Annotated in this window: 10 protein-coding genes; 9 read left to right on the forward strand and 1 reads right to left on the reverse strand. The window is 59.3% G+C overall.

The genetic code is table 11. From position 1 onward, the window contains the following. Positions 1–90 precede the first annotated feature (90 nt). The 9 genes from purC to SULPSESMR1_RS07035 all read left to right on the forward strand — a co-directional run bounded on the left by purC (position 91) and on the right by SULPSESMR1_RS07035 (position 12,405). Complete coding sequence (purC, locus tag SULPSESMR1_RS06995; RefSeq protein WP_089420174.1) at positions 91–852, forward strand: phosphoribosylaminoimidazolesuccinocarboxamide synthase; 762 nt, start codon at positions 91–93, stop codon at positions 850–852. 67 nt (positions 853–919) lie between these two features. After that, positions 920–1,150 (forward strand): phosphoribosylformylglycinamidine synthase subunit PurS, encoded by a 231-nt coding sequence (purS, locus tag SULPSESMR1_RS07000; RefSeq protein ID WP_089420175.1) that lies wholly within the window; start codon positions 920–922, stop codon positions 1,148–1,150. 30 nt (positions 1,151–1,180) lie between these two features. After that, positions 1,181–1,849: a phosphoribosylformylglycinamidine synthase subunit PurQ gene (purQ, locus tag SULPSESMR1_RS07005; protein WP_089420176.1), complete on the forward strand. Its 669-nt coding sequence runs from the start codon at positions 1,181–1,183 to the stop codon at positions 1,847–1,849. A 38-nt stretch (positions 1,850–1,887) separates the two neighbouring features. After that, positions 1,888–3,657, forward strand: coding sequence for a sensor histidine kinase (locus tag SULPSESMR1_RS07010; RefSeq protein ID WP_089420177.1), 1,770 nt, complete (start codon positions 1,888–1,890; stop codon positions 3,655–3,657). Positions 3,658–3,660: 3 nt separating this feature from the next. Continuing rightward, positions 3,661–5,001: a sigma-54-dependent transcriptional regulator gene (locus SULPSESMR1_RS07015; protein WP_089420178.1), complete on the forward strand. Its 1,341-nt coding sequence runs from the start codon at positions 3,661–3,663 to the stop codon at positions 4,999–5,001. A gap of 513 nt (positions 5,002–5,514) precedes the next feature. Next, complete coding sequence (locus tag SULPSESMR1_RS07020; RefSeq protein WP_089420179.1) at positions 5,515–8,379, forward strand: Rne/Rng family ribonuclease; 2,865 nt, start codon at positions 5,515–5,517, stop codon at positions 8,377–8,379. A 280-nt stretch (positions 8,380–8,659) separates the two neighbouring features. After that, the gene (locus SULPSESMR1_RS07025; RefSeq protein WP_089420180.1) at positions 8,660–9,790 is read left to right on the forward strand and encodes a Hint domain-containing protein; all 1,131 of its coding nucleotides are present in this window, start codon (positions 8,660–8,662) and stop codon (positions 9,788–9,790) included. Positions 9,791–9,862: 72 nt separating this feature from the next. Beyond that, the gene (locus tag SULPSESMR1_RS07030) at positions 9,863–11,122 is read left to right on the forward strand and encodes a SulP family inorganic anion transporter (RefSeq protein WP_089420181.1); all 1,260 of its coding nucleotides are present in this window, start codon (positions 9,863–9,865) and stop codon (positions 11,120–11,122) included. Positions 11,123–11,196: 74 nt separating this feature from the next. After that, complete coding sequence (locus SULPSESMR1_RS07035) at positions 11,197–12,405, forward strand: MFS transporter (RefSeq protein ID WP_089420182.1); 1,209 nt, start codon at positions 11,197–11,199, stop codon at positions 12,403–12,405. 3 nt (positions 12,406–12,408) lie between these two features. Here SULPSESMR1_RS07035 and SULPSESMR1_RS07040 read toward each other — a convergent pair whose 3' ends face one another. Beyond that, positions 12,409–12,642 carry a sulfurtransferase TusA family protein gene (locus SULPSESMR1_RS07040; protein ID WP_089422195.1) on the reverse strand — a complete coding sequence of 78 codons (234 nt, stop codon included), beginning with the start codon at positions 12,640–12,642 and terminating at the stop codon, positions 12,409–12,411. Positions 12,643–12,677 lie beyond the last annotated feature (35 nt).

Below are 12,677 nucleotides of genomic sequence, written 5' to 3' on the forward strand. Positions count from 1 at the left end.
GGCGCGTGTTCCTTGCGGCAGTGCGCACCTTGCACTAAGAGGGCGTCAATGTGACGGGGACTCGGCCCCGTCAACACAAGGGGAACGTCAATGGCGCGGCGCAAAAAAATCTACGAAGGCAAAGCCAAAATTCTGTATGAAGGCCCCGAGCCGGGCACAATCGTGCAGTATTTCAAGGATGATGCCACCGCGTTCAACGCGCAGAAAAAGGACGTGATCGAAGGCAAGGGCGTGTTGAACAACCGCCTGAGCGAATATTTCATGACTGGTCTTGCGCAGATCGGCGTGCCCACGCATTTCATCAAACGCATCAACATGCGCGAGCAGCTGTGTCGCTCTTGCGAGATTATTCCGCTGGAAGTGATTGTGCGCAATTATGCCGCAGGGACGATGAGCACCCGTCTGGGCATCGAAGAGGGCACTCAACTGCCGCGTCCCATCGTCGAATATTGCTATAAAGACGACGCGCTGGGTGATCCGCTGGTAACAGAGGAACATATCGCCGCCTTCGGGTGGGCCAGCCAGCAGGACATGGACGACATCCTTAGCCTTGCCTTGCGGGTCAATGATTTCATGTCAGGCGTCATGATGGCGGTGGGCATCAAGCTGATCGATTTCAAAATCGAGATCGGTCGCGTCTATGACGGTGATTTCCAACGTCTGATCGTTGCCGACGAAATCAGCCCGGATTCGTGCCGTCTGTGGGATATGGAAACCGGTCAGAAGCTGGACAAAGATGTGTTCCGCCGCGATCTGGGCAACCTGACAGATGCTTACACCGAAGTGGCGCGGCGTCTGGGTGTTCTGCCCAAAAACGCATCGCCCATCACCAAGCCGACGCTGATCAACTGAGGCCGGCGACGGCTCCGACACTAATAGAACCTGCGAACGATACGAAAACGAAAAGGACCACGGCGCGATGAAAGCTCGGGTACATGTGATGTTGAAAAACGGGGTTCTGGACCCGCAAGGCGAGGCCGTGCGTCACGCATTGGGTGCGCTTGGCTTTGACGGCGTGAACGGCGTGCGTCAGGGCAAGGTGATCGAGCTGGATCTGGCCGACGGCGCGACCGAAGCCGACGTGACTGCCATGTGTGAAAAACTGCTGGCAAACACAGTGATCGAATCCTATTCGGTCGAAATTGGCTGATAAGCGCGCGCTGCGACAAGGAACGTCCCCATGAAAGCTGCTGTCATCGTTTTCCCCGGATCGAACTGCGACCGCGATCTGGCTGTCGCCTTCGAGGCTGCAGGTGCAGATGTGCAAATGGTCTGGCACAAAGATACCGAACTGCCCCGCGACGTGGACATCGTTGGCGTGCCGGGCGGGTTTTCGTTCGGTGACTATCTGCGTTGCGGGGCAATTGCCGCCAATTCGCCCATCTGCAACTCTCTCAAGGCGCATACGGATCGCGGCGGCTATGCCATCGGCATTTGTAACGGCTTTCAGGTGCTGGCCGAGACCGGCATCCTGCCCGGTGCGTTGCTGCGCAATGCGGGGCTGAAATACATCTGCAAGACCGTGGGTCTGAAAGTGGCGACCAGCAACAGCGCCTTTACCCAAGGCTACAACGCGGGCGACGTGATCGACATTCCGATCGCGCACCATGATGGCAACTATTATGCCGACGACGCCACCATCGCCGTATTGCACGATCAGGCCCGCATCGCGTTTACCTATACCGACAACCCCAACGGGGCCAAAGCGGGCATTGCTGGCATCCTGTCGGAAAACCGCCGCGTGCTGGGCATGATGCCCCACCCCGAGCGGGCTTGCGACGCTGGCCACGGCGGCACCGACGGAACGGCGCTTTTCCGCGCGTTGACTGGCGTGCTGACACCTGCATGACTTGAGCGCGCAGCACGGATACGCTTAAGGTGGCCGATATGCAGGCTCAGGGCGTTTTCAGCAACAACAAGGCCATCAGCTGGCGCGTTCGCGTAGCCTTGGGGCTGTTGTTTGTGTTGGCGTTGTGTACCGTGTGGTTCACCAACAGCCTGCTGACGGACCGTTTTACCCAGACCACCCGCAACCGCGCCGAACTGCGTCTGGCATTGTATTCGGGCAACCTGTTGTCGGAATTGCGCCAGAACGCCATCGTGCCGCAATTGCTGGCGCGCGACCCCACGCTGATCGGAGCGCTGAATTCATCGGATTATTCGCAATCGACGCAACGGCTGATCTCTTTCGTGGAAGAGATCGGGGCGGCCTCTTTGATGTTGCTGGACAAGGACGGGCGCACCGTAGCTGCGACCGACCGCAACCGGCTGGGATCGTCACATGGTGATGCGCTGTATTTCGTCGATGCAATGCGGGCGGCGGGTACGATCTTTGCGGTGATCCCGCGTGAGGCGGGGGGCTATTCGTTTACCTATTCGCGGCGGGTGCAATCGGGTGGCGATGTGCTGGGCGTGATCGCCGTCGAGGTTGATCTGCAAAAGTTCGAACGCGCATGGGCAGGTATTTCCGATGCGGTGCTGGTGACCGACAGCACCGGTGCAATCATTCTGGCCACCGAACCGCGCTGGCGGGGCAGAACCGAAGCCGAAGCGCTGACGCGCCAAACCCCGCAAAGCGCCATACAGCGGGCCATTCAGGCCACCGCCGATTGGACAGCCCTGCCACCCGATGCCTACATTCAGGGCGAAGGCGTGATGCGGCTGGAAACCCGTATTCCGTTTCGCGGCTGGCGCATGGCGTCGTTCACCACATATGCCTCGGTGCGCGAACGGGTGAACGGGGTTCTTGCGCTGGAAATCATGGGCTTTGCGATTCTGCTGGCCGTGGCATTTTACTTTTTGTCGCGCCGCACGGCCTTTCGGATGGCGCTGTTCCAACGCGAATCGGCAGAGCTTCGCGCATTGAACGCCCGTTTGCAGCGGGAAATTGCCGAACGCGAGCGTGTGCAGGAAACCCTTGCGGTGGCCGAACAGACGCTGGAACAATCCAGCAAACTGGCCGCTTTGGGCGAGATGTCGGCAGCCGTCAGTCACGAGCTGAACCAACCGCTGGCGGCGATGAAAACCTATCTGGCGGGGGCACGTTTGCTGCTGACCCGCAACCGCAAGGACGAGGCCCTGTCGTCCTTTGGCCGCATCGACGATCTGATCGAGCGGATGGGCGCAATTACGCGGCAACTGAAATCCTATGCCCGCAAGGGGGCTGACGCCCTTTCCCCTGTGGATATGGGCAATGCGCTGGCTTCTAGCCTGTCAATGATGGAACCGCAGTTGCGCCAGCGACAGGTTCAGATCACCCGTATTCTGCCGGACGAGCCTGTGCGTGTGATGGGAGACCGGATGCGGATTGAACAGGTTATGGTCAACCTATTGCGCAATGCCATCGACGCCACCAGATCAGAACGGAACCCGCAGGTGGATATCATTCTGTCCGCGGGTCAGACGGCCACTTTGACGGTGCGCGACAACGGCCCCGGAATCGAAGATCTGGACGCCTTGTTCGAGCCGTTTTACACCACCAAACAACCCGGCGACGGGGTAGGGCTTGGCCTTGCTATTTCGTCGGGGATCGTAAACGACCTTGGTGGAAGACTGACAGCACGCAACGGCCAAGGCGGCGGCGCTGTATTCGAGATGCAACTTCCGATCCTCTCGCGCGTTGAGGACGAAAGCAATAACAGCCACGCGGCGGAGTAAGAAATGACCCAAGCCATGAAGATCGCGATTGTCGATGACGAACAGGACATGCGGCAGTCCATCAGCCAGTGGCTGGCCCTGTCGGGCTATGACACCGAAACCTTTGCCTGCGCCGAAGACGCGCTGAAGGTGCTGGGACCGGATTATCCCGGCATTGTCATCTCGGATATCAAGATGCCCGGTATGGGTGGGATGCAGTTCCTGAAGAAACTGATGGGCAACGACAGCGCGCTGCCGGTCATCATGATCACCGGCCATGGCGACGTGCCAATGGCCGTCGAGGCGATGCGCGTCGGTGCGTTCGATTTTCTGGAAAAGCCGTTCAACCCCGACCGCATGAGCGAGCTTGCCAAAAAGGCCACCGGCGCGCGCCGTCTGGTGATGGACAACCGCGCCCTGCGCCGTGAATTGTCGGATGGCAGCCAGCTGATGAAAAAGCTGATCGGCCAAAGCGCGGTGATGGACCGCCTGCGCGAAGACATACTTGATCTGGGGCAGGCCGACGGTCACGTGTTGATCGACGGTGAAACCGGCACCGGCAAAACGCTGGTGGCCCACGCGCTGCACGCTGTTGGCAGCCGTGCGGGCAAGAAATTTGTGCTGGTCAGCTGCTCGGCACTGGAAGAAGACGCGCTGGCCAAGCGCCTGTTCGGCCCCATGCAACCCGAAGACGCGCACCTGCCTGCCATCGAAGAGGCACGCGGTGGCACATTGGTTCTGGAAGACATCGAAGCACTGAGCGAACCGCTGCAAGCGCGCTTGCTGAGTGCAATCAACGATCAGGGCACGCCCGCCGAAACCCGCATTGTCGGGATCTGCAACATGCAAGAGGCAGGCCGCACCTGCGAAGACGCACTGCGTCCCGATCTGTTCTATCGTCTGGCAGCCCTGCGTATCACCGTGCCACCGCTGCGCCAGCGCGGCGAAGACATTCTGACGCTGTTCACCCGCCTGAGCGAGCAATTTGCCGATGAATACGGCTGTGAAGCGCCCAACGTCAGCGCCCAAGAGGCCGCGCAACTGTTGCAAGCCCCTTGGCCCGGCAACGTGCGTCAACTGATCAACATCGCGGAACGCGCGGTGCTGCAATCACGGCGCGGCACCGGCACCATCGCCTCGCTGCTGATGTCCGATCACGAGGAAATGCAACCGGTGATGACCACCGAAGGCAAGCCGCTGAAAGAATACGTCGAGGCGTTCGAACGGATGCTGATCGACAACACCATGCGCCGCCACAAGGGGTCGATTGCCTCGGTCATGGACGAGTTGTGCCTGCCACGCCGGACCCTGAACGAGAAAATGGCCAAGTACGGATTGCAACGGTCGGATTATTTGCAGAATTGATCCGCCGTGATCGGCAACGCGGCATTTTCGCGCAAACCGGATTCTACCATATGGTGCAGTGGCTTTGATGGCTGCTGCATCATTGCGTTTGGTCCCGAAACAACGATTGCAATGCCCCTACAGCAGTTAGCGATTGTAATAGTGCTGTGAAACGCATTATCTAAAGGCAAGGCTTTTGACGTTATCCACACGCAAAGCCTGATGAGAGTTTCGCTGTAACAGCGTTTGGTGGACACAAGTCCCCGACCTGAAACAGACCGATTGGGCCGGAAACGGCTGTGAGATGCTGGCGGTATGGTGATCATATGCGCAGCTTTTGAATGGATGCGCAGGGCTCAAGGTTACTGCGTGTCGGAGAAGAACCGCGATGACGCGCGCACATGCCAAGAGCAGTCTTGCAGCAGGCCCGAGGGCCCGGTGCTGCCGCGTGTCTTTATTCGCCTTAAATAGACACGTCTCCAGAACCGCCGCACCCCCGGGTGAGACGTCGCTGCGCACGTGCAAACGGACAATATGCCTAAGAAAATGCTTATCGATGCCACCCACGCCGAAGAAACGCGCGTTGTGGTGGTCGACGGAAACAAGGTCGAGGAATTTGATTTTGAATCCGAAAACAAACGCCAGCTTGCTGGCAACATCTATCTCGCCAAGGTAACGCGGGTCGAACCGTCGCTTCAGGCGGCGTTCGTAGATTACGGCGGCAACCGTCACGGCTTTCTTGCGTTTTCGGAGATCCATCCCGATTACTACCAGATTCCTGTCGCTGACCGCGAGGCGCTGATGGAAGAAGAGCGCGCTTTTGCAGAAGCACAGCGCGCCAAGGACGAAGACGACGAGAAGCCCAAACGGTCTTCGCGGTCGCGCTCGCGCAGCCGGTCCACAACCAAGGCCGAGGACACCTCGAGCGATGACGCCGTGACGTCTTCGGATGACGTGGGCGGCATGGAAACCATCGACCTCAGCGATGATGCCGATGGCGTTGACGAAGGGTCTTCGCCAATGGAAACCGTGCGCGAAACGCCGGTTGAAACCCCAGCGGCGGACGACGATAGCGATCATGACGATGAAGACACATCGTCCGACGCTGCCGACAAAGATGACACCATCGAATCCGTGGCCGACGAAGACGACAGCGAAGACATCCGCCCCGTCCGCAAACCCCGCGCCAAACGCTATAAGATCCAGGAAGTCATCAAGGTTCGCCAGATCCTGCTGGTGCAGGTCGTGAAAGAAGAGCGCGGCAACAAGGGCGCGGCTTTGACCACATATTTGTCGCTGGCCGGTCGCTATTGCGTCCTGATGCCGAACACGGCCCGCGGTGGCGGCATCAGCCGCAAGATCACCAATGCCCTGGACCGCAAGAAACTGAAAGAGATCGCCAACGAGATCGAAGTGCCCCGTGGCGCTGGCCTGATCGTGCGCACCGCCGGTGCCAAACGCACCAAGGCCGAGATCAAACGCGATTACGAATACCTGCAACGGATGTGGGAACAAATCCGCGAACTGACGCTCAAGTCGATTGCTCCTGCGAAAATCTACGAAGAGGGCGACCTGATCAAACGCTCGATCCGCGATCTGTATAACCGCGACATCGACGAAGTGTTTGTAGAAGGCGAACGCGGCTACCGCATCGCCAAGGACTTCATGAAAATGATCATGCCGTCCCATGCCAAAAACGTGAAACGCTACGAAGACAGCTTGCCGCTGTTCGCCCGCTATCAGGTCGAAAGCTATCTGGCGGGCATGTTCAACCCCACTGTGCAACTGCCGTCGGGCGGCTATATCGTGATCGGCGTGACCGAAGCGCTGGTGGCCATCGACGTCAACTCGGGCCGTGCCACCAAAGAAGGCTCGATCGAGCAGACCGCGACCAAGACCAACCTTGAGGCCGCCGCCGAAGTGGCACGCCAGTTGCGTCTGCGCGATCTTGCGGGTCTGATCGTCATCGACTTTATCGACATGGACGAGCGCAAGAACAACGCCGCAGTCGAAAAGATGATGAAGGACAAGCTGAAAACCGACCGCGCCCGCATTCAGGTTGGCCGCATCTCGGGCTTTGGCCTGATGGAAATGTCGCGCCAGCGTCTGCGCCCCGGCATGATCGAGGCCACGACCCAGCCGTGTCAGGCCTGTCACGGCACCGGTCTGATCCGTTCGGACGACAACCTTGCGCTGTCGATCTTGCGTCAGATCGAGGAAGAGGGCACCCGTCGCCGGTCGCGCGAAGTGCTGGTAAAATGCCCCGTTGGCATTGCGAACTTCCTGATGAACCAGAAACGCGAGCATATCGCGCAGATCGAAGTGCGCTATGGCCTGTCTGTACGGATCGAGGGTGATCCGGCGCTGGTCAGCCCCGATTTCAACCTTGAAAAGTTCAAGACCGCCACGCGTGTTGTGACGGCTGCGACGCATGTGGTGTCGGTCGACACATCCATCATGGACCAGATCGACGAAGCGGACGCAGCAGCAGCCGAGGCCGCCGAGGCGCGCGAGATCGCGGCCGAAGCGGAGCAAGAAGCGAAATCCTTGCAGTCTGCGCCTTCGCAGTCCGCACCGTCGCACCCTGCGGCAGAGCTGGGCGAAGATGGCGAACCCAAACCCAAACGGCGTCGTCGTCGTCGGCGGCGGCGGAGCAAGTCCTCGACAGGTGAGGATCAGAATGGCGAGAACGGTCGCGACGATGACGATCAGGACGACACCAATAGTGACACATCCGGTGACACATCCAAGCCCGAGACCCCGGCCGAGGCAGATGCCACCGAGGACAAGCCGAAACCGGCCAGAAGCCGGTCGCGTTCTTCCACCAAGAAAACCGAGCCCACTGGCGAGGCCGCAACTGACATGATCGCAGATGATGCGGATACGACAGCCAAGCCTAAGGTGACGCGCACACGTTCGACACGCACGACCTCGTCCACCGCGAAGTCGTCGACAACGGCCAAGGCTGCGACGTCAAAGGCCACAACGGCTAAATCCACCAAGGCGAAAGCTGCGGCAGCGGAAACTTCGGATGCCGATGCGCCCGCGCCAAAGCCCAAGCGCACGCGGACCACGGCCAAGTCCAAAGCCGCAGCCGCAGCCGAGGCAAAAGCCGCCGCAGAGGCCGAAGCAAATGCGGCACCGAAGACCGAATCCCCCGCCGCAGAGGTTCAAGCCGTAGCGCCGGAGGTAAAAACCCAAGCACCGGAAGCTCAGCCCGCCGTGGCAGATGCGCCAGCCGCCGAGGTCAAGACGCAAGCGCCCGAGGCGAAGGCAGAGGAGCCAGCACCCGAAGCGGTCCCGACGCAAGCTCCTAAGGTTGCAGAAAAAGCCAAACCGGCGAACGAAGACACGCCCGCCAAGCCCAAGCGCAAAGGTTGGTGGTCATTGGGTGGCTAAGGCCAATCACATGACAAGAGACAGGGGCGCGGCCGCAGGGCCGCGCCCCTTTTTCGTTATGTCCGATGCAACTCAGGTGGTCGAAACAGCCTGTGCCAAGTCAATTCTGCCGCAGGAAAAATGGCGCTCGATCACTTCGGGGTAGGGCTTATTTGTTGCCCATCAATGCACTTATAGGTAGTATCGAGAAAAGAGCAGCAGCTGGGTTTTACGCCGTTTCTTGAACCGCCGTGAAATCCTTCAAAACAAAAACGAACAGAGGACTGGCAGGTCGCCCATCATGGCTGAGCGGACGATCTATATTATTTCCACCGATAACGTGAGCGTTGTGCGCGATCACGGCAACAGACCTGTGGACTCTGATATTATTGACCATGCCAAATACGGCGATGCGTTCTCGTGGCAAAACCCGCATGATCTGAATTTTACCTTTTCGTCGACCACCACGGGCATCACCTTTGACGATGCTGACGGTGTGTTGGGTGATGACCCGTACTCGGGCTTTTCGGTCGTTGACCAACGTCTGACCCAGCCGGTCGAAATCGATGGCACCACCTATACCCCCAACGATGAAACGGTACGCTGGGGATTGCAGGCCCCCGTCAGTGTCGAGAACGAATACGAAGTCACCTTGTTCGATGACGCAGGCAACGAATATCGCATGGTCGGCGTGTCCATTACACAGGGCTATTCGACCAAAGTTGTCGGGGTCACCTTTGACGGGGCGTTCCCGCCATCGGGCACCACGTTGCAGTATATTCAGGGCGTTTCCACCTATAACGGCACGGGCCAGACGCTGACCATTCCCACCGATCCGGTGTGTTTCCTTGCGGGCACCTTGATCGAAACACCGGATGGACCCTGTGCCATCGAATATCTGAAGGTTGGCATGTCAGTATTAACGCTGAAAAATGACGCACAAGACATCCGCTGGATCGGTCGCAACTCGGTTTGCGGATTGGGCAGGCTGGCCCCCATCTGTATTAAGGCGGGTGCGTTCGACAATCATCGCGATCTTTATGTGTCACCCAATCACCGTATCCTTTTGCGGTCCAGCATGGCCGAGCTGAGTTTCGGCCAAGGCGAGGTTCTGGTACCTGCCAAGGCGCTGGTGAACGACGTGACGGTTGTTCGCGTGCCAATGCGGCGTGCCGATTATTTACACCTGATGCTAGATGCCCATGATCTGGTGTTTTCTGAAGGCATCGCCACGGAAACCCTGTTTGTGGGCAATGTCACGCTGGACATTCTGGGCGCGGACGCAATGGCGGAACTGCTCGAGATTTTTCCCGACCTGCGCCATATTTCGCAGAACACCAGCCACATGGATCTGACGATGCACGAGGCGCAGTATCTGTTGCACGATGTGTCACAGTCCAAAGGCTTGACCGTGCGGCTTGACGCCGCCTGAGGCACTGGCACTAGCAGTGGTTTCGGCGCATGGTGACTTGTATCTGCCGTTTCACAGGTGTCAGGCCATTCAATGAAACCTAAAATTCTGACTACGCTGGCCAGCTATGACCGCCAGCAGTTCACCGCTGATCTGATCGCGGGGATAACGGTGGCAATGATTGCGCTGCCGCTCAGTCTTGCCATTGCGATTGCTTCCGGCGCGGGCCCGGAAAAGGGGCTGATCACGGCGATTGTCGCGGGGTTCCTGATTTCGGCTTTGGGTGGCAGTCGGGTGCAGATTGGCGGGCCGACGGGGGCGTTTATTGTTGTCGTTTTCGGAGTGATTGCCGAACATGGCTATGACGGGTTGGTTCTGGCGACCTTAATGGCCGGATTCATCATGTTAATTGCCGGATACCTCAAGGCGGGCAATTTGGTGGCCTATGTGCCCGAACCTGTGATCAACGGTTTTACCATCGGCATCGGGATTATCATCGCCACCAGTCAGTTGAAGGATCTGTTCGGGCTGACAACAGACCAAGTGCCAGCCGAGTTCGTCGCCAAGATTGAAACCCTGTGGGCAGCGCGTGACAGCACCAGCGTCGGGGCGCTGGCGGTTGGGGGCGTGACGATGATCCTGATTGTCGGGCTGCGCCGACTGGCACCAAAGTTTCCCGGGCTGATCGTCGCCGTGGGGGTGACGTCGGCGGTGGTGGCGCTGACGGCTTTGCCCGTCGACACGATTTTTTCGCGCTTTGGCGCTTTGCCAAACACCTTGCCGATGCCAGCACTGCCCGAAATCAGCGTCGCGCGCATGATCGAGCTGTTGCCATCGGCATTTGTCATCGCGTTTCTTGCAGGCATTGAATCGTTGCTGTCAGCGATGGTGGCCGACCGGATGATCGACGGACACCATAGACCCAACGCGGAAATTCTGGCGCAGGGCTTTGCCAATATCGGCTCGGCACTGTTCGGGGGGCTGCCCGCAACAGGGGCGATTGCCCGCACCGCCACCAACGTGCGTGCCGGTGGCAAGACGCCCGTGGCAGGGATCGTTCATGCACTGACCATCCTGCTGGTCATGCTGTTGGTGGCCCCTTTGGCGGGTTATCTGGCGATGCCGGCATTGGCGGGACTGTTGATCCTGACCGCATGGAACATGAGCGAGCCACACAGGTGGCGCGGCTATATGCGGTCGCGGCCATCGGACAGGTTGCTGTTGCTGCTGACGTTGGTGCTGACGGTTTTTGCCGATTTGACGGTGGCCATTGGTGTCGGTGTTACTGTCGGTCTGGCCCTGCGCCTGCGCAGGCAGGGGCCGCAGGATGACTGGACACCGCCGGAACGCTAGCACCGACTGGGCCGGCCCGCGCGCATATGCTAGCTCCCATTCAAAACATTCCCCAAGACAAAGGCACCGCACCGATGACCACCCCCCTTCCACAGCCCGGCTACCGCTGGGTGATTGTTGTTGCTTCGGCCTTGATCCTTGCGGTTTCGATGGGGGCGATCGTGAACGGCATGTCTGCCTTTATCGTTCCGATGCAGGACCAGTTCGGCTGGCCGCGCGGGCAGATTGCGCTGGTCAACTTTGCGGGCATTGTGGGGCTGGCCTTGGGTGGTTTGGTGATGGGACCACTGTCGGACAGCAAGGGGACACGACCCGTGGTGATGTTCGGTGTGACCGTACTGGGGCTGTGCTATATGGCGGCGGCGTTCATGTCAGTGCTTTGGCAGTTTTACCTGCTGTTCTTTATTGCGGGCTTTTTCGGCGCCGCAGCGATCTTTCCGCCGGTCATGGCCGCTGTTGGCAACTGGTTCTTTGTGGGCGCAGGCATGGCCATCGGCATCGCTTCTGCGGGTCAGGCCTTGGGGCAGGGCGGAGTGCCTTTCGTGTCATCCTTTCTGATCAAATCCTTTGGCATCAGCGGCGCCTTCGGAGCCACGGGTGTGTTCATGCTGGTGACCCTGTTGCCGCTTGGCTTGTTGCTGCGCCAGCCGCCCGTCGCAGGAGCCGCACAACTGAAAGCCAGTGCCGCCGAGGAAGACACCGTTGTGCCGACCAAAACGGTGATTGTTACCATGAGTGCGGCGATCATCCTGTGCTGCACCTGCATGTCGACGCCGCTGATGCATCTGGTGCCCCTGATTCAGGATCGCGGCTTTGCCGCCGAAGACGCGGGCGGCGTCATCTTTGTGATGCTTCTGGTGGCAATCCTTGGTCGTCTGGCCTTTGGCAAGCTGGCGGATGTGGTCGGCGCCTTGCCTGCCTATATGACAGCAACCGCGTGGATGACGCTGCTGGTATTCGGTTTTATCTATATCGACCGGCTGAGCACTTTTTACGTCTATGCGATCATCTACGGCTTTGGATATGCGGGGGTGATGACGGGCGTGCTGGTGTCCCTGCGCGTGTTAACGCCGCCATCGCGCCGCGCGTCGGCACTGGGGATCGTGACGATGTTCGGCTGGTTCGGCCATGCAATTGGCGGTTATCAGGGCGGTGCGCTCTATGACCTGACGGGCAATTACACCGCCGCCTATGCGGTTGCTGCCGTGGCCGGAGTGTTGAACCTGATCATTGTCAGCACGCTGCTGCGCAAAACGCGACGCCCGCAGGCTGTGCCAGCCTGATCCTCAGCGCCCCTTACGAATGACATAGACCTGCACCGCGCCGCTAACATCCGCAGATACCAGATCATGCCCAGCTTCGGCGCAGAAATGCGGCATGTCTATCACGGCGGCGGGGTCGTCGGCCTGAACAGTCAGGGTATCGCCCACTGCCAGCGGGTGCAAGCGTTTGCGCGCCTTGAGAACGGGCAGGGGGCACAGCAGCCCCGTGGCGTCCAGCATGTTGGGATTATCAGTCATGCCCATGATTTAGGCGGGTTGTTTCAACCTGTCCA

Origin of the sequence: Pseudosulfitobacter pseudonitzschiae, from assembly GCF_002222635.1 — a bacterium.
Classification (GTDB): domain Bacteria; phylum Pseudomonadota; class Alphaproteobacteria; order Rhodobacterales; family Rhodobacteraceae; genus Pseudosulfitobacter; species Pseudosulfitobacter pseudonitzschiae_A.

Bases quoted from the DNA above. Each gene is read 5' to 3' on its own strand.
- SULPSESMR1_RS07020 (WP_089420179.1), top strand. From the start codon at position 5,515: ATGCCTAAGAAAATGCTTATCGATGCCACCCACGCCGAAGAAACGCGC.
- SULPSESMR1_RS07015 (WP_089420178.1), top strand. From the start codon at position 3,661: ATGACCCAAGCCATGAAGATCGCGATTGTCGATGACGAACAGGACATG.
- purQ (WP_089420176.1), top strand. From the start codon at position 1,181: ATGAAAGCTGCTGTCATCGTTTTCCCCGGATCGAACTGCGACCGCGAT.
- purS (WP_089420175.1), top strand. From the start codon at position 920: ATGAAAGCTCGGGTACATGTGATGTTGAAAAACGGGGTTCTGGACCCG.
- SULPSESMR1_RS07030 (WP_089420181.1), top strand. From the start codon at position 9,863: ATGAAACCTAAAATTCTGACTACGCTGGCCAGCTATGACCGCCAGCAG.
- purC (WP_089420174.1), top strand. From the start codon at position 91: ATGGCGCGGCGCAAAAAAATCTACGAAGGCAAAGCCAAAATTCTGTAT.
- SULPSESMR1_RS07040 (WP_089422195.1), bottom strand. From the start codon at position 12,642: ATGACTGATAATCCCAACATGCTGGACGCCACGGGGCTGCTGTGCCCC.
- SULPSESMR1_RS07035 (WP_089420182.1), top strand. From the start codon at position 11,197: ATGACCACCCCCCTTCCACAGCCCGGCTACCGCTGGGTGATTGTTGTT.
- SULPSESMR1_RS07010 (WP_089420177.1), top strand. From the start codon at position 1,888: ATGCAGGCTCAGGGCGTTTTCAGCAACAACAAGGCCATCAGCTGGCGC.
- SULPSESMR1_RS07025 (WP_089420180.1), top strand. From the start codon at position 8,660: ATGGCTGAGCGGACGATCTATATTATTTCCACCGATAACGTGAGCGTT.